The following is a 16,484-nucleotide window of genomic DNA, read 5'->3' as shown; positions in this document are numbered from 1 at the left end:
TTTTATTGTTTGATTTAGTGGCTCAAATTTTCCGCCCACCAATGGTCAACGCTGACTGGCACAGTCTAGCCTTGACCCACAGCCAATCGACAACTCAAAACCAGTATTGCTACGAGCGTCGGAACTGCCGCCCACTTGTATTTAAGGGGTAACTCGGACACCTTTGCCGACGATTACTATCCCCGCATCGCTAACTGTGAAGCGTTGACGATCTCGCTCTAAGTCCACGCCGATCTGCGCCCCAGGCTCTACAACGACGTTCTTATCCAAGATGGCTTTGCGAATAATTGCGCGATCTCCAATCTTTACTGATGGCATTAGAACAGATCCTTCGACGATTGCTGCCCGACCGACTGACACATCGTATGAAACAACCGAACCATGCAAAATTCCACCCGCAACAATTGATCCGGCACCAACAATTGAATCGTGAGCTGATCCACCTTCACTAAATTTGGCAGGCGGCAATGAAGGTGGATTCGTAAGCAATGGCCAATCACGGTTATACAAATTAAAGATTGGATGAACAGACACTAAATCCATATGCGCATCGTAATAAGCATCAATTGAACCCACGTCTCGCCAATATCCCTTATCGCGTTCTGTTTCACCCGGAACAACGTTGTGTGCAAAGTCGTACACCATCGCAACGCCCATGTTTGTTAGATAAGGAATTATGTTTCCACCTAAGTCATGGCGCGATTCCAGATCTTCAGCATCAATAATAAGAGCTTCTTCCATTACATCGCGCTTGAAAATATAATTACCCATTGAAACCAAACACAAATCTGGGTGGCCTGGCATTGCGGGTGGATTAGCAGGCTTTTCATGAAAAGCTTTTATTGTAATTCCATCATCAGCAAGTTCGATCACACCAAAATCATGGGCTTCAGAACGCGGCATCCGAATCGCTGCAACTGTTACGCCGGCTCCAGAATCGACATGTTGTTGAAACATCTGCATTGGATCCATGCGATACACGTGATCTGCACCAAAGACTAAAACATGCTTCGGATCTTCATCGTGAATCAAATTGAAGTTCTGCAAAATTGCATCGGCACTGCCCGTATACCAACGAGGTCCTAAGCGCTGTTGGGCCGGAACTGGAGTGATGTAATTTCCAAGAAGTGAGGACATGCGCCACGTGGTCGTAATGTGGCGGTCAAGGGAGTGAGATTTGTACTGAGTTAGCACTGCAATCTTTAACATATTTGCATTAGCAAGATTGGACAAAACAAAGTCCACTAAACGATATGAACCACCAAATGGGACCGCTGGTTTTGCTCGATCTGCTGTAAGCGGCATAAGCCGCTTACCCTCGCCACCAGCAAGAACGATGCTGAGTGGAAGTTGCAGTTTAGCCATGGCTTAACGATAGCCTTTCACCCTTGTCGAAGGAAGAGGAATAGCAGAATATGACCGCGTTAAATGTAGGCATTGTTACCAAGGAATGGCCACCAGCTATTTATGGTGGTGCCGGGGTTCATGTTCTTCAGTTAACGCAAGCCCTTCGCACAATCAACAATGTTCATGTCGATGTCCATTGCTTTGGTGGAAAACGAGATGATGCTTTTGGGTATTCATTGCCAGCAGGTTTTGCCGATGCCAATCCCGCTGTACAAGCACTAGCAATCGATCTTGAAATGGCTACGCACTTAGGACATGTTGATGTTGTTCACTCGCACACTTGGTATGCAAACATGGCTGGTCACATCGCATCGCTACAACACGGCATCCCCCACATTGTTAGTGCGCATTCATTAGAACCATTGCGCCCCTGGAAAGCTGATCAATTAGGCGGCGGATACAAGATTTCATCATGGGCAGAAAAAACAGCCTTTGAATCAGCAGCTGCAATCATCGCAGTCAGTGATGGAATGCGCGCCGATGTCTTAGCAGCATACCCGGCTGTAAATCCTGCAAAAGTTGTAACAATTCGAAATGGTGTGGATACCCAAAAATTTGCTCCTAACCATGATGCAGCCGTTGTGGAAAGTTTTGGAATCAGCGGACCGTACGCAATCTTCGTTGGCCGCATTACTCGACAAAAAGGATTGGCCCATTTATTGCGTGCATGGAAGGAAGTCCCTGCCGAATACGGATTAGTTCTTGCTGCAGGCAGTCCAGATGAAGAAGGCATCGGCAACGAAGTAGCGGCCTTAATTGCAGATTTGCAGCGCACGCGCAGCAATGTTTGGTGGATCAAAGAGATGCTGCCTCATGATCAATTAACCGCGATGTTGACTGCCGCTGATCTATTTATTTGTCCTTCAGTTTATGAGCCTCTTGGAATTGTTAATTTAGAAGCAATGGGTTGTGAAACAGCTGTGTTGGGTTCTCGCGTAGGCGGTATCCCCGAGGTTGTGGCAGATAAAGAAACAGGCGAACTAGTTGATTACAACGGTGAGGCTGCACCATTTGAGAAAGCTTTGACTGAATCCATTACTCGTTTAATGGCACAACCAGATGTATTAAAGAAGTACGGCGCAGCAGGCCGCGTGCGTGCACAAAAACTATTTGGATGGGATGCCGTAGCTGCATTAACTGTAGATCTATATCGACGCGTGATTGCATAAATGACCCGTAAATCCTTGTTCCACTTTGCTTTAGTTAGCCTGCTCTGGGGAATCCCATATCTATTGATGAAGGTTGCAGTGGAAGATTTCCCACCTGCTGCCGTAGTCGCAGGCCGCACCTTAATCGGTGCTTTAATTTTGATACCTATCGCGATCTACCGCAAGAAGTTTGGTGGCGCAGTTTTGGGATTTAAGTATGTTGCCTTTTACGCATTAATGGAGATGATCGGTCCTTGGATTCTTATTACTACCGCTGAACAAAAGATTAATTCAGGATTAGCAGGATTGCTTGTTTCAACAGTCCCGATATTTTCAACAATTGTTTCTTCGCTGCGCGGAGATCACTCAGTGTGGCAGTTCAAACGCATTATTGGAATCGTTGTTGGATTCTTTGGTTTGATTCTGGTCGTTGGTATTGAAAGCCTGTCAGGTAACAGCGATCCGCTATCAATTTTCATGGTGATCGTGGCATCAATGGGCTATGCCTACGCCATAATCATGGTGACCACCAATTTGCCGCTTGTTGATGGAATCGCAATCAATGGATTAGCCATGGCTATTACAAGTGTTTTTTGGACCCCTGTTGCCATCGCCCAATGGCCATCAGATATTTCCATGAACGCAGCATTGTCGTTGATCGCACTTGGAGTATTTAGTACTGCCTTCGCCTTTATTCTGTTCTTCAAGCTGATTGCTGAACTTGGACCAGCACGTAGCTCGCTAGTTACATATACGAATACGGCGATTGCAGTCGTATTAGGCGTAATTATTTTGCGTGAACCATTAACTATTGGAATTATTGTGGGATTGCCATTAGTCCTAGTTGGTTCCTACCTAGCTAGCCGCAAAACTGCTTAAGATTTTTCGCCAAAGCCTAACTTTGCAAGCAATTTAGGATCTTTCTGCCACTCTTTTGAAACCTTGATATGTAGACCAAGAAAAATCTTTGCACCCAAGACGCGCTCGATATCTGCGCGTGCACGAATGCCAATGTCCTTCAGTCGAACACCTTGGTGGCCCAACAAAATTGCGCGCTGTGTGTCACGTTCAACGTGGATAGTTGCATGAACATCGTAAAAGGGACGTGATCCTTTTTCTTCGCGCTCACCAAATTCATCGATCGTTACCACGATACTGTGTGGCAACTCTTCTCGAACATCTTGCAGCGCTGCTTCGCGGATATATTCGCAGATGATTTGATCGATTGCTTGATCACTTGTGGTTCCTTCTGGGTAATACTGTGGTCCGGCCGGAAGATTCTTCCCAATTAATTCATTGAGCAGATCAACTTGATCATGGATCGCAGCAGAAACCGGGATGATTTCATCCCAGACAAAACCTTCGGCAATCTTCATAATGCCAAGCAAGCGAATGGCAAGTTTTTCTTTGGCGATTAAATCTGTTTTGGTGATTACAGCAAACTTTTTAGCACCTGGATGCTTTGCAATTTCTTGGGCGATGAATGTGTCTCCCGCACCAGATGTCTCATCGGCAGGAATACACATGATGACGATGTCGACTGAGTCCATGCTTTGATCTACCACTTGGTTTAGGCGCTGGCCCAGCAATGTCTTTGGCTTATGAACACCAGGGGTATCAACAAGAACCGCTTGAAAGTTGTCGCCATGAACAATTCCACGAATTGCAGTACGTGTTGTGTTTGGATGGTGTGAAGTAATTGCAATCTTGCTACCTACTAATGCATTAATCAGGGTTGATTTACCTACGTTTGGGCGGCCAACAATGGCTACAAAGCCCGAACGGAAATCACTCATGGGCTTATTCTCTCATTGATTAACTCCGACAAACTCCACTGCATCTGCCACCGATGTCACGATTTCTGCTGCGCGTTCGCCTATTAATCGATGACAGCCTTCGCTGGTTGGCGAATTAATAGGACCAGGTATCGCCATAACTGGGCGAAATAATTCGGCGGCATCACGTGCTGTTCTAAGTGACCCACTGCGAAAAGCAGCTTCAACCACCAAAGTTGCTTTAGATATCGCAGCGATCAAACGATTACGGGTTAGAAATCTGCTGGGCAATGCTTTATTTCCGGGCATGAATTCGGTAACCATGGCACCTGATTCGCAAATCTCTGAAAACAGCCTTGCGTTTCCGGCTGGGTAATTAACATCAATACCGGAAGCAATCACCGCAACTGTCACGCCTTCGGCAATCAATGCGCCTTTGTGAGCATAAGAATCAATTCCGTAGGCACCACCGCTAATGATTGCCCATTCGCGATCAACAAAACCTGCCGCAAAATCCCCCGCTATACGTGCGCCATAGCTAGTTGGGTTTCTGGTGCCCACGATTGCAAGAGAAGGAATGCGGAGTGCGCCAATGTTTCCCTTAATGATTAAAGCGATAGGTGGAGCAATCAAATCATTTACTTGAACAGGCCAATCATCATCGAAAGGTGTTATCAATCGAACCTGGTGCTGAGCAATTCTTTCTAAAACTTGTTCCCCACTGTGCAGCTTTAGCTCGGCAATCAACTTTTCATACTTAATGCTGTCATAGCCACTATTAAGTAGCTTTTCATAAACATAGATAGCGCTGTTGCTATAAATCTCGCGGGACCAGAATGTGTGCCCACCTTCAATTGCGCTAAACAATGCAGCCCGTGCGATCTGCTCGTTCATGCTTCGATTTTTCCGCGCAAGGTATGAGCAGCCATGACATCATCCATAGTTGGCGATGCATTGCCATGTAAGTCGGCAAAGCTCCAGGCGGTCCGAATAATCTTATGAAGCCCACGCGCGGTAATGTGTTCGCGATCGAGTTCATCATGAAGAAAATTCATGGCAGCACGTTCTGGTTGAAATTCAGTGCGCAATGCGCGGGCAGGAATGTGCGAATTTAGTGACCATCCCATCCCCGCAAAGCGATGTGCCGCTACCGCGCGCGCGGCGATCACACGATCGCGAATTACCGCGCTACTTTCTCCTAACTGAGTCTTTGCCATATCCACTCGACCAACAGGTTCTACCTGTACCAGCAAATCAATTCGATCCATCAAGGGACCAGAAAGTTTTCCAAGGTATCTGCGCACCTGTTGTGATGTACATGTGCAGTTACGTCCTCGGCCGGTGAACTTTCCACATGGACAAGGGTTTGCCGCCAAAACCAATAAAAACTGTGCCGGAAAAGTTACATTGCCAATACTGCGCGCAATTGTGATTGTTCCTGACTCCAAAGGTTGACGCAATGAATCTAAAACTCCTGGCCCACATTCGGGTGCTTCATCAATGAACAGCACACCGTAATGTGCCAGCGAACATGCACCCGGTTTTATTGCATGCGATCCCCCGCCAACCATTGCAACACGAGTAGTCGTGTGATGCGGCGAAACAATTGGTGCAAGCAATGACAGTGGAGATCGCTGCATAAGTGTTCCGGCAATCGAATGCACCGCCGTTACTTCGAGCGCTTGGGCTATCGAGAGTGCCGGCATAATCGTTGGAATTCTTTCGGCAATCATGGTTTTGCCGGCACCTGGCGGTCCAATCAACATGATGTGATGGCCACCTACCGCTGCAATTTCTGCAGCTAAGCGCGCAGCGGGTTGTCCTGCAACATCTGCAAAATCTAAACGGCTATCACTGTGCTCCCATTGCAAATCAAACTCTTGTTCTTGCTGACGCTCACCCGTGCGTAGCCAACGCAACACTTGCTTTAAATGATGCATCGGAACAATGTCCATGCCTTGCATCAACTGCGCTTCTTTGAGATTTTCAGCTGGTACAACGGCAGTTGTTACACCAGCCTTAAATGCTGCGATCAACGCCGGCAAAACTCCACGTACTGATCGAATTCGACCATCTAAGGAAAGTTCGCCAAGAAAAACAATGTCAGCAATCTTTTCTGCAGGTACCGTTTCATGTGCCGACAGCAAAGAAATACAAATTGCTAAATCAAAACTAGATCCACTTTTTGGCAGCCATGCTGGTGATAAAGAAACTGTGACTTTGCGATTAGGCCATACCTCGCCACAATTAACTATTGCGCTGCGCACCCGATCTCGGGATTCAGATAACGCCGCATCGGGCAATCCCAACAATGAATATCCAGGCAACCCATCAGCAATATCTACTTCGACTCCAACAACATGGCCATCTAAACCCAGCAATGCCACCGATTGCGTTTGGGCCAGGCTCATAACAATTTAGTTCGATATTCAATGGAAGGTGTTCCATCGATTGCAATTAATACCGCCGCTACATCTATTTGATAATCGCATCCCAAACAACCATGAGTTGCAAGCCAAGCCAACGCTAAACGTTGCATTCGATGTGCTTTGTCCCGGTTGATTGCCTCAAAGGGATGGCCAAAGGCCACAGAGCTGCGGGTTTTAACTTCGATGAATGAAAAGACACCTGAAGCATTGAGAGCAACGATGTCTATTTCGCCTTCGCGGATTCGCCAATTGCGTTCGATGACTTCGATATTCCGCTGAATTAGAAAGTTGGTAACTGCTTGCTCGCCAAAAGCGCCGATTTGCTGTTTATTTTTTGTCTGCATGGTTAGGCACGATAAATACCCCCACCGATGCTTTAGAACATGGCTGCTTTACTTGTGGATGAGCGCTGCCACATTGGCAAAAGAGGTTCGGTGTTGGGCACATGGCCCATGTTCATTCAGAGCTTTCGTGTGGGCAGCGGTGATATATCCCTTGTGACCGGCAAATCCATACTGAGGAAAATCAAGATCCAGTTCGCGCATGATGCGGTCTCGCGTTACTTTTGCAATGACAGATGCGGCACTTATCGAAACTACAACTTGATCGCCCTTCCAGACTGCAAGATTAGGAACACCCAGACCTTCGATCGCATACCCATCAGTTAAAACATATGCTGGAACAACATTTAATCCTTGCACTGCACGACGCATGCCATCAAGGTTTGCCGCATGCACACCGCGTGCATCAACTTCTGCGGCCGGAACAATTACAACACTGACAGATGCAGCAACACTTTGAATTAACTCAAAGACGGCATCTCGTTTGCTTTCTGGAATCTCTTTTGAATCTCGCACCACCGCTAATTCAGGCGCAAAGGGATCATGTAATACAACTGATGCAATCACTAAGGGACCAGCACATGCTCCGCGACCAGCTTCATCGACACCTGCAATCGGTGAAATTCCAGCGCTAGTCAATAACTGCTCGATAACCTTCATTAGGTTACTTTTTTAATACATCCACTTTTGGCACATATGTAATGTTTTCAAAGGGCCAAATAATCGCAACAACTCGACCTGTCACCCGCGATAATGGTACAAAACCTTTGTTGATATCTTCTTGGTGATAGCGTGAATCCGCGCTTGCGCTGCGGTGGTCTCCCATTACCCACAACTTGCCCTTAGGCACAGTCACATCAAATGTCATTTCAGATGGCTTATTGCCATCGAAAATATAGGGTTCGGTAACTTCGACATCGTTAATTGTTAAGTTGCCACTTTTTGTGCAACACACAATGTGATCCCCTGCGACACCAACTACGCGCTTAACTAAGTACTGCTTTGCAGGGTTTGGCAGGACTCCGACAGCAACTAGTGCTCCCTTAGCCTTTGCTACATATTTGTTTGTTCCATAATCGGTGATTTGCGGTAACCAATTATCAGGATCTCGGAATACAACAACATCTCCGCGATTTATGTCTTTGGAAAGAAATGGAAGCTTGTTAACTGCAACCCGATCCTTAACCTGCAAAGTGTTTTCCATCGACCCTGAAGGGATATAGAAAAACTGCACTAGAAAAGTTTTGATTAATAGCGAAACAACAAGTGCAACGACTACTAAGACTGGGAGCTCCTTAAGGAGCGATCCCTTATTGCGCATTGAAGAAATTATTCAGCTTTTGGAGCTTCTTCAGTTTCAGACACAACTTCTGTAGTTGTAACTTCAACTGGAACCTCTGCCACAGCTTCAATAGTCTCTGGCGCGGACACAACAGCTTCTGCTGCAGGTGCTTCCACAACAGCCTCGACTATTGCTGGTGCTTCGACAACTTCAACGGCCGCAATTGGCTCTGGGATAACAACTGGTTCCGGTGTAGAAAGAATTCCATCGCCGTAACCTTCAACGCCATCGCGCTTTTCGCGAATCTTTGCAGCCTTACCGCGTAGGTCACGTAGGTAGTACAGCTTGGCGCGACGTACTTCGCCCTTCTTTACTAACTCGATCTTTTCAATAACTGGAGTGTGTACTGGGAATGTGCGCTCAACACCAACGCCGTAAGAAACCTTACGGATTGTGAAAGTTTCACGAACGCCATCGCCTTGACGACGGATAACAATTCCTTGGAAAACCTGAAGGCGGCTCTTGCTACCTTCGATAACACGAACATGGACCTTGAGCTCATCACCAGCGCGGAACTGTGGGATGTCTTTGCGCAGGGACACTGCATCTACGGCGTCAAGAATGTTCATATTCGGATCCTTTTGTCATTTCTATTAAGCACACGCTTTGGCGGTGCAGACTGCGTATTGTGCCACAGAGGATGCCCCGAGCGTAAATCGGCTAAATCAGTCCGGGATGTGAGCGTTGAGCGCAGCAAAAAGGTGGGGTCCAGCTGCCACGGTCAGGTTTAGGCCATGCCATGGGCGGGTGGTCACAGTCGCCCCGGCTTCGCGGGCAATCAGCTCTGCGGCGGCAAGATCCCATTCATGCAGCCCCGTTTCAAAGTATCCATCGACCATTCCGGTTGCCACATGGCAGATGTCGGCGGCGGCAGATCCAATGCGTCGAAGATCTCGAATCTGTGGCAATAAAGCATTAACAATCTTTAGTTGTTCAAAACGATCTTTAACATCGTATGCAAATCCCGTGGAAAGCAGTGCACGATTAAGTTCGATTGGATCATTGCATGCAATTGTCACATCATTGAGGAATGCTCCCCCGCCCCTTGATGCATGCCACGTCGCATTAACTGTTGGTGAATGCACAACACCAACCAACGTACCGCTTTCATCCTTTGCCGCGATGCTGACGGCCCAACCAGGTAAGCCATAAAAATAATTTACCGTGCCATCTACCGGATCGATGACCCACGTGACTCCGCTTTTACTGGCACGCGATGAACCTTCTTCGCCGATGATTCCATCATCAGGACGAGCTGCCAAAATGCTTTCGACAATCAACTTTTCAGATGCGGTATCCATCTGCGTTGCAATATCAATTGCTGTTGACTTAACAGTTAAGTCCCATGATGCAGGTCGATCAACCAATAACTCACCCGCCTGTCGTGCAATCTTTAGGGCAAGTTCAAGCAGTTGCTGCGTATCAGTCATAGTCGCAGTCTAACTGCGAGATAGACTCATGCCTATGTTCTCGGGCTATAAAACCTTAATTAGTACACCTGGGGCCATGAAATTTTCGATACCTGGCTTAATCGCGCGTATGCCAATTTCGATGGATTCACTTGCGCTTATTTTCATTGTTGTTGCAGTTAGTGATTCATATGCGTTAGCAGGAGCACTAAGTGCAACTGCTTCAGTAGTTATGTCTTTTGCAACACCTCACTGGTCGCGAGTAGCCGACCGCATTGGCCAAAGCGCAATGCTGGTCCGCGTTATTCCGATAAAGGTATTGGGATTATCGCTTTTTACTGTTTTAGTTTTAAATGAAGCTCCAATCTGGAGCTGGTTTGTGACAATCATTCTGGCTGAATCAATGTCTGTAAATACTGGTGGTTTAGTTCGCCGTCGTTGGTTACACATCCTTAGTCCAGATAAAACCAGCACGGCCGAGGATGAACAAGACCGTCACCTAGTAAATACTGCGTACTCTTTTGAAGCGATCATGGATGAGATTGTTTTTATACTTGGGCCAATCATTGTCACCGCGTGCGCAACAACAATTGCACCCGCTGCGGGCATTATCTCGGGAATCATCTTTGTGCTAATCGGAGTTCCGCTGTTTGTAATGCAAAAATCCACTGAACCACCAGCTGCACCTAAGCGCATTGTTGATCCACATCCTGCAGTAATTCGTAACAAGCGAGTGCAGGCAGTTGTTCTTGCTACAACCTTGCTGGGTGGATTCTTTGGTTCGATTGCAATAGTGACCGTAGCTTTTTCCGAACAAAGGGGCCAGGAAAGTAAAGCAGGACTGCTCTTGGCAGTCTGGGCCTTTGGCAGCGGTATCGCAGCAATAATCAACGGCGCAATCAAATGGAAGTTGTCGAGCGCCTCGCGATTCTTAATCTTTTTGTTTGCCTTGACTCTGCTATCGGTGCCTATGTTGTTTACACATTCATTAGGGTGGCTGGCTGTTGCATTGTTCTTTAACGGTTTTGCAATCGCTCCTTTAGTTATTAACGCATACGGTGTTGCCGAAGGCGCGGTTCCTGCCGATCAAATTACAGAAACCTTGACCTGGGTAGTTGCCGGAATGCCTTTGGGCGGCGCTATTTCGAGTGCGCTATCTGGAGTAATCATCGATCGCTTCGGTGCCGACATTGCATTTTGGGTACCACTGGGATTCATGATCGCGGCATGTGTAGCCACGCTGCCTTACTTCAACACTTATAAGGCCCTAATCGGCTACCCTCGTGCTCGTGACTGAGCTACGACTACAGGGAAAGACCGAAGACGGTCTGCACCTTTCATTGCACGACAATGACGGAAATGAATTCACTGTCCGAGTTAGCGACACTTTGCGTGCAACAGTTAATCAGCAACGACTAATGGCGGTTCCGACAAATAACGAACCAACTGTTTCCATAAAAGAGATTCAGCGATTGCTGCGCGCAGGTCAAACTGCCGAACAAATCGCACGAGATAACAACACCACCGTTGAAAAAGTTGAACGCTTTGCTGGACCAATTCTTTCAGAACGCATCTACATCATTGATCAGGCCCAGCAGATTGCAATTCGTAAAGAAGGCGGTCGTGACGCCGTGTCGCTTTTGGGTGTAGTTATTTCTCGTCTTGCACCACGCAATATTGATTCATCCGTACTTTCTTGGGATACCTGGCGCTTAGAAGATGGCACCTGGACGATCGAACTTCATTATCCAAACAACACAGGTATTGGTATTGCGCAGTGGAACTTTGATGCAACGCTTCGTACTGTTTCATCTTTGGATGAAAATGCACGCTGGATGATGGGTGATGAACCTGCTCCGCGTCTGCTTCCAACAGCAGGGTTAGTTCCAACAGAGACATCTCACCCCTCCGAGCGCCGCGTGATTGATGTGTACAGCGAGTTCCGCAAGGAAACTACAGAAGCAACAGAAGAAGAATTAGAAGATATCGTGCAAGAAATCCGCGAAGTTCCGCGCTTGGCAGTTATTCGCGAAGAGCCAGATGATGAAGCCTCACGTGATGGAATTACCGCTCGCGCAAAGGTTCCGAGCTGGGATGAAATTATGTTCGGCATTAAGCCTGAGGATAAGTAACTTTTAATTCAACCTGTTTAACTCAGCGTTGATGTAAGAAGTCCAACCTGAGATTCAATATCGCTATCTGCTCCGTGATGTCCAACCATTGCGCCTTCTTTGTCGGCCCGTTCGGCATCAAGTAAAACAACACCTCCACGAGCAATTGCAATTACTTCTCCCATACGATCAAAAGCATCTGGGCTGACATCTGTGCCAAATAAGTGATTAGAAATAGCTTGTTCGCGGGTTAGCACCATTGCTTTGTCCTGCAAATATTCTTGCCACAAGGAGGCGGTCTCTGCGCGAGCAATAGGTGAATCTGATAGCAAATACAGATGACGGGCACGAGGTTCGCCAGCAACAACGCTAACCCCTTGCAGCAATGGATTGTCTTGCCCAATAACAATTTTTTCTTCCACATTGATCATTCCGTGATCTGATGTGACCCAGATACGAGTTCCTTTCGGAACCTCTTTCATTAACTGAGAAACCATTTGATCAATCATGGTTAGCGCAGCAAGCCATTTATCGCTACCAACGCCATCAGAATGTCCTGCCGTGTCTAAATCATTAACATACAAATATACAAATGATGGTGTTGCTTGAAGCGCTGCTTTTGTTTCAGTAACTAAATCTGTAACAACATTTGCACCTTTGTAATTGGCTCCACGAAAAACTGCGCGAGTAAATCCTGAATTCTCATAACGCTTTGCAGCAACATGTGTCACAATAATTCCAGCAGCAGTTGCTCGCTGAAATAATGTCTCTACTGGTTGCCAATTTTCAGGATCAACACGCTCATCCCATTTAAGTGCATTAAGTAATCGTCCACCACTTCGAGGAACCTGAACTGTGTATCCCAACATTCCATGAGCACCTGGCATTACCCCAGTTGTTAATGTTGCAAGTGATGTTGCAGTTGTTGAAGGAAATGCCGTTTGGATGCGTCCATGTTTGAACATACGCGACATTGTTGGCATCGCATCTGCGTACGTCGCAAGGGTGTCAAAGCCAAAACCATCAATTAAAAAAAGAAGTTCGCGGCCCATTGGTGATTGTCCAACAGCTAAGTGATCAACTGCACTTTCAAGGCCAAGGGAAGAAAAGATCGATGGCGTTACCTGGGACAAATGCACGGGGATATCTTCCCACGACTGTGCACTACAGTTTGGCTATGGAAAAGGCGATTAAGTTCTCAGCTGAAGTTGCGGCCGCAATTAAGGCGGGAAAACCAGTTGTTGCACTGGAATCAACAATTATCAGCCATGGATTGCCACGCCCTTCCAATCTTGAAGTAGCCCTTGAGTGCGAACGAATTGTTCGAGAAGCAGGCGCTGTACCGGCAACCATTGCTTTACTTGATGGAAAGATTTTGGTTGGGCTAGAGCGTCCAGAGCTAGAAGCGATTGCAAACCGTGACGATATTTCAAAGGCATCTATTCGCGATCTAGCAATCATTGTTGCTCAAGGAAAGTCTGCTGCTACAACTGTCGCAGCAACTGCTCATATTGCCGCAATTTCGGGCATTAACATTTTTGCTACAGGTGGTCTTGGCGGAGTACATCGTGGAGCCAACGAGTCTTTTGATGAATCTGCAGACCTAACGGCGCTGTCACAGCTTGATATGACGATTGTCTGTGCCGGAGTTAAATCAATTTTGGATGTTCACGCGACATTAGAGCGCCTCGAAACACTTGCAATCGGCGTCGTTGGATATAAGACCAACTCATTTCCTGGTTTCTACCTGACAGATTCTGGTTACACCCTAGAGCACCGCGTTGATTCTGCGGATGAAATTGCAGCCATCATCCGTGCCCGCGCCGCGGTTTCAACACATTTCAAGGCGCTAGTCGTTGCAAATCCTGTTGTTAAGGAAATGCCTAAGGCCCGCCATGATGAAATCTTGGCAAGTGGATTAGCGCGCGCAAAGAGCGAAGGTATCGATGGAAAGTTAGTCACACCTTTCTTGCTCGAACATTTCCACACCGCATCACAGGGTGAATCACTTGCAATTAATACTGAAATCATTAAATCTAATTGCTTATTGGCTGCCCAGATTGCGGTGGCGCTGGGATGAAAAAGATTCTGTGTATCGGAGATTTGGCGCTAGATGTTATTTCACAGTTAAAAGAGCCCATTAATTATGGCAATGACACCGCCAGCAAGATTTCCAGCCACCCGGGCGGACAAGCAGCAAATGTTGCAACCTGGATTACCCGCACAAATTCACGTTCTCATTTAGTTGCCAGAACAGGCAATGATCCTGTTGGTTTTGCACTTATTTCAGATCTGGATAAATATGGGGTGGAACACCTCAGTTTGATGCATAGCGGACGCCCAACTGGTGTGGTTGTTATCTTGGTTGATGCCAATGGTGAGCGCACGATGTTTCCAGACAACGGCGCTAATGCTGACCTCGAAGTAAGTGATTTGCCCGCACTTGATGACATAGATGGGGTCTACTTATCTGGTTATGCGCTCTTAGATTTTCGTAGCCGCGAAGCTGTTTTAGCAATGATTAAAATTATCAAAGCTGCCGGAAAGCCAATCTTCTTTGATCCAACGACAACAGGTGCAATGAAAATTGTTTCACTAGAAGAAGCACTCTCCTGGGTTGCAATGATGGATGGAATTCTGCTCAATAGTGAAGAGGCTCTTTATCTTGGTAACTCAAAAGATTTGGTTGAAGCAGAAAGAAATCTTCAAAAGTACACACCACTTGTAGTTATCAAACTAGGTTCAAAGGGTGCGATGGCGGTCAATGGAAATGATTCTGCCAAGGTTCCTGCTGTAACAACCAATGTTGTCGATACAACTGGTGCCGGAGATTCATTTGCTGCTGGCTTTATTCCAAAGTGGCTTGAAACAAGTGATTTAACTCAAGCCCTAACGGCAGGTGCTGCCCTTGCTGCAAAGTGTGTTTCATCAGTTGGGGCGCGCCCTCCCCTAAATTAAGCCTGACTCTTGGCAGAATGCCCCAATGGCAACTGCGAAGACTCCCGCGAAATCTGCGGCTAAAGGTAAGAAACCCGCTGGACCAAAGCCCGGTGAATATCCAGGAAAGATCGTTGATATCGATGTTTCCAAGGAAGTTTCTGATTCCTTTCTTGAATATGCATACTCTGTAATTTATTCACGCGCACTACCTGATGCACGCGATGGTTTGAAACCAGTTCATCGTCGCATCTTGCATCAGATGGCAGATATGGGTCTTCGCCCAGAGCGTGGACATGTAAAGAGTGCACGTGTTGTTGGTGAAGTAATGGGTAAGTTGCACCCACATGGTGATGGTGCAATTTATGACGCACTTGTTCGTATGGCGCAGAGTTTTTCAATGGGATTGCCATTAATTGATGGGCACGGAAACTTTGGCTCGCTAGATGCTGGTCCGGCTGCGATGCGCTACACCGAAGCTCGTCTGGCTCCTGCTGCAATGTCAATGGTTGCCGAAGCAGATGAAGACACGGTTGATTTTGGTCCTAACTATGACGGTCAGCTTTCTGAGCCCATTGTTTTGCCCGCTGCATATCCAAACCTGCTAGTCAATGGTGGTTCAGGTATTGCCGTTGGTATGGCAACAAATATGGCTCCGCACAACTTGGGCGAAGTTATTGCTGCAACTAAGTTTTTGATTGAAAACCCAACCGCAACCGTTAAGCAGTTGATGAAGTTTATTCCTGGTCCAGATTTTCCAACAGGTGGCGAAATCGTTGGCCTAGATGGTGTCCGCGAGGCATATGCAACAGGTAAAGGATCTTTCAAGGTTCGCGCATCTGTTGAAATTGAAAAGGTGACATCTCGCAAGATGGGTATTGTCATCAAGGAATTGCCATACACAATCGGGCCTGAAAAGGTTGTAGAACGTATTGCTGCCCTTGTTAAAGCTAAAAAGATTCAGGGAATCAGCGACATTATTGATCTATCTGATGGTCAAACAGGCACCAACGTTGTTATTGAGATCAAAAATGGTTTCGAACCTGAAGAAGTACTAGAGAAGTTGTATGCCCTAACCCCCATGGAAGATGCATTTGCTATCAACGCAGTTGCGCTTGTAAAGGGCAAGCCACAAACTCTAGGTCTTAAAGAACTTCTGCGTGTCTTTATCGATCACCGCATCGAAGTTGTTCGTCGCCGCTCCGAGTTCCGCAAGGCAAAGGCAGAAGGCAGACTTGGTTTGGTCGATGGATTGCTTAAGGCAATTATCGATATCGATAAGGTCATCAAGATCATTCGCGGTAGCGATGATGCTGCCCAAGCAAAAGAGAAGTTGATTAAAGACTTCAAATTAAATGATGAGCAAGCAACATACATCTTGGATATGCCGCTTCGTCGCTTAACAAAGATGAGCAAGATTGAACTTGAGACTGAACAAAAGGAGTTAAAGACAGTAATTGCAGAGCTGACAAAGTTGCTAAAGAGTGAAGATGCAATCAAAGCGCAGGTTTCTGACGAATTAACTGCTGTTGGTAAGTCATTTGCTATAGCCCGACGCACTCGAATTGGTGCTGCTTAAACCCAG

At 46.8% G+C, this 16,484-nt stretch carries 17 protein-coding genes; 7 read left to right on the top strand and 10 right to left on the bottom strand.

What is annotated here, in order from left to right; genetic code table 11:
• Nucleotides 1-141: 141 nt before the first annotated feature.
• Complete coding sequence (glgC, locus tag AC9UGD_RS02300) at nucleotides 142-1,365, bottom strand: glucose-1-phosphate adenylyltransferase (protein ID WP_509568958.1); 1,224 nt, start codon at nucleotides 1,363-1,365, stop codon at nucleotides 142-144.
• A gap of 50 nt (nucleotides 1,366-1,415) precedes the next feature.
• On the opposite strand from glgC, the gene glgA reads away from it, so the two are divergent.
• Nucleotides 1,416-2,576: a glycogen synthase gene (glgA, locus tag AC9UGD_RS02295; protein WP_509568955.1), complete on the top strand. Its 1,161-nt coding sequence runs from the start codon at nucleotides 1,416-1,418 to the stop codon at nucleotides 2,574-2,576.
• A complete protein-coding gene (locus AC9UGD_RS02290; protein ID WP_509568952.1) occupies nucleotides 2,577-3,434 on the top strand; it encodes a DMT family transporter in 858 nt (285 codons plus the stop codon).
• On the opposite strand, the gene era is transcribed toward AC9UGD_RS02290, so the two are convergent.
• From era to AC9UGD_RS02250, 8 genes are all read right to left on the bottom strand, one after another.
• A complete protein-coding gene (gene era, locus AC9UGD_RS02285) occupies nucleotides 3,431-4,351 on the bottom strand; it encodes a GTPase Era (RefSeq protein ID WP_509568949.1) in 921 nt (306 codons plus the stop codon). The two genes, AC9UGD_RS02290 and era, sit on opposite strands and share 4 nt — an antisense overlap.
• A gap of 12 nt (nucleotides 4,352-4,363) precedes the next feature.
• Nucleotides 4,364-5,224, bottom strand: coding sequence for a DNA-processing protein DprA (gene dprA / locus AC9UGD_RS02280; RefSeq protein ID WP_509568946.1), 861 nt, complete (start codon nucleotides 5,222-5,224; stop codon nucleotides 4,364-4,366).
• Nucleotides 5,221-6,741, bottom strand: coding sequence for a YifB family Mg chelatase-like AAA ATPase (locus AC9UGD_RS02275; protein WP_509568943.1), 1,521 nt, complete (start codon nucleotides 6,739-6,741; stop codon nucleotides 5,221-5,223). The genes dprA and AC9UGD_RS02275 overlap by 4 nt, the downstream gene beginning before the upstream one ends.
• Nucleotides 6,738-7,103 carry a YraN family protein gene (locus AC9UGD_RS02270; RefSeq protein WP_509568940.1) on the bottom strand — a complete coding sequence of 122 codons (366 nt, stop codon included), beginning with the start codon at nucleotides 7,101-7,103 and terminating at the stop codon, nucleotides 6,738-6,740. The genes AC9UGD_RS02275 and AC9UGD_RS02270 overlap by 4 nt, the downstream gene beginning before the upstream one ends.
• Nucleotides 7,104-7,151: 48 nt before the next feature.
• Nucleotides 7,152-7,760 (bottom strand): ribonuclease HII, encoded by a 609-nt coding sequence (rnhB, locus tag AC9UGD_RS02265; RefSeq protein WP_509568937.1) that lies wholly within the window; start codon nucleotides 7,758-7,760, stop codon nucleotides 7,152-7,154.
• A 4-nt stretch (nucleotides 7,761-7,764) separates the two neighbouring features.
• Nucleotides 7,765-8,421 carry a signal peptidase I gene (lepB, locus tag AC9UGD_RS02260; RefSeq protein ID WP_509568934.1) on the bottom strand — a complete coding sequence of 219 codons (657 nt, stop codon included), beginning with the start codon at nucleotides 8,419-8,421 and terminating at the stop codon, nucleotides 7,765-7,767.
• 8 nt (nucleotides 8,422-8,429) lie between these two features.
• Entirely contained in the window at nucleotides 8,430-9,011 is a 582-nt protein-coding gene (rplS, locus tag AC9UGD_RS02255) for a 50S ribosomal protein L19 (RefSeq protein ID WP_509568931.1), read from the bottom strand.
• 96 nt (nucleotides 9,012-9,107) lie between these two features.
• A complete protein-coding gene (locus AC9UGD_RS02250; protein ID WP_509568928.1) occupies nucleotides 9,108-9,872 on the bottom strand; it encodes an inositol monophosphatase family protein in 765 nt (254 codons plus the stop codon).
• 76 nt (nucleotides 9,873-9,948) lie between these two features.
• Between AC9UGD_RS02250 and AC9UGD_RS02245 the strand changes: the two genes are divergently transcribed.
• Nucleotides 9,949-11,148 (top strand): MFS transporter, encoded by a 1,200-nt coding sequence (locus tag AC9UGD_RS02245; RefSeq protein WP_509568926.1) that lies wholly within the window; start codon nucleotides 9,949-9,951, stop codon nucleotides 11,146-11,148.
• A complete protein-coding gene (gene sepH, locus AC9UGD_RS02240; protein WP_509568923.1) occupies nucleotides 11,141-11,983 on the top strand; it encodes a septation protein SepH in 843 nt (280 codons plus the stop codon). The genes AC9UGD_RS02245 and sepH overlap by 8 nt, the downstream gene beginning before the upstream one ends.
• A 17-nt stretch (nucleotides 11,984-12,000) precedes the next feature.
• On the opposite strand, the gene AC9UGD_RS02235 is transcribed toward sepH, so the two are convergent.
• Nucleotides 12,001-13,101, bottom strand: a complete 1,101-nt coding sequence (locus tag AC9UGD_RS02235; protein WP_509568920.1) for an alkaline phosphatase family protein — start codon at nucleotides 13,099-13,101, stop codon at nucleotides 12,001-12,003.
• A 38-nt stretch (nucleotides 13,102-13,139) separates the two neighbouring features.
• On the opposite strand from AC9UGD_RS02235, the gene AC9UGD_RS02230 reads away from it, so the two are divergent.
• The 3 genes from AC9UGD_RS02230 to AC9UGD_RS02220 are packed head-to-tail and all read left to right on the top strand — an operon-like array spanning nucleotide 13,140 to nucleotide 16,478.
• Nucleotides 13,140-14,042, top strand: coding sequence for a pseudouridine-5'-phosphate glycosidase (locus AC9UGD_RS02230; RefSeq protein WP_509568918.1), 903 nt, complete (start codon nucleotides 13,140-13,142; stop codon nucleotides 14,040-14,042).
• Entirely contained in the window at nucleotides 14,039-14,920 is an 882-nt protein-coding gene (locus AC9UGD_RS02225; RefSeq protein WP_509568915.1) for a carbohydrate kinase family protein, read from the top strand. Before AC9UGD_RS02230 ends, AC9UGD_RS02225 begins: the two co-directional genes overlap by 4 nt.
• Nucleotides 14,921-14,945: 25 nt before the next feature.
• Entirely contained in the window at nucleotides 14,946-16,478 is a 1,533-nt protein-coding gene (locus AC9UGD_RS02220) for a DNA gyrase/topoisomerase IV subunit A (RefSeq protein ID WP_509568913.1), read from the top strand.
• Nucleotides 16,479-16,484: the final 6 nt, after the last annotated feature.

Origin of the sequence: Candidatus Planktophila sp., assembly GCF_044232745.1 — a bacterium.
Lineage (GTDB): Bacteria > Actinomycetota > Actinomycetes > Nanopelagicales > Nanopelagicaceae > Planktophila.
This window is presented reverse-complemented; position numbering and strand designations above follow the sequence as displayed.